Below are 485 nucleotides of genomic sequence, written 5' to 3' on the forward strand. Positions count from 1 at the left end.
CATCGTTTCCTTGCGATATTCCTGATGGCTGTAGCTGATCGTCAATTGCAATTGACCTTCTGAAATCAGTCCGTTCAAATCCAGCGTGTGCGATCTGGCTGCATGTGCGCTCAGCTCGGCACCGCTAGCGTAAGGAGACACGCCAATGGATTGATTTTGCATATCCTGATCAAATTGTCCCAAATAGTTAAAGCTGATTTCAGGTTCGGTTACAAAACGCTCTTGCTCACATGCCGCGGACAGGTATCTCAGCATACCGTAGCCAATACCCTTTTGCGGAATCCGGCGTAACCCTTCTTTCACCTGTTTGATGCGCTGTGAAAGGTCTTGGCTCACACTCATATCCAGCACAACCGGGAATTGGGTCGTAAACCAGCCTACCGTACGCGTAATATCCAGCTCGGGCAAAATGGATTCCCGTCCATGGCCTTCCAGGTTGACGAGCACTCGTTCAATCCCCGCCCAGCGATGAATAGCCAGGCCGA

At 50.9% G+C, this 485-nt stretch carries 1 protein-coding gene; it reads right to left on the bottom strand.

Going from position 1 to position 485, the window contains the following annotated elements; translation table 11 throughout:
• Window positions 1-485 (bottom strand): condensation domain-containing protein (locus tag HFD99_RS24900; protein WP_238797305.1); only part of this gene is annotated, 485 nt, incomplete at both ends.

It is taken from the genome of Paenibacillus sp. EKM301P (assembly GCF_011800295.1).
In the GTDB taxonomy this organism is placed as follows: domain Bacteria; phylum Bacillota; class Bacilli; order Paenibacillales; family Paenibacillaceae; genus Paenibacillus; species Paenibacillus polymyxa.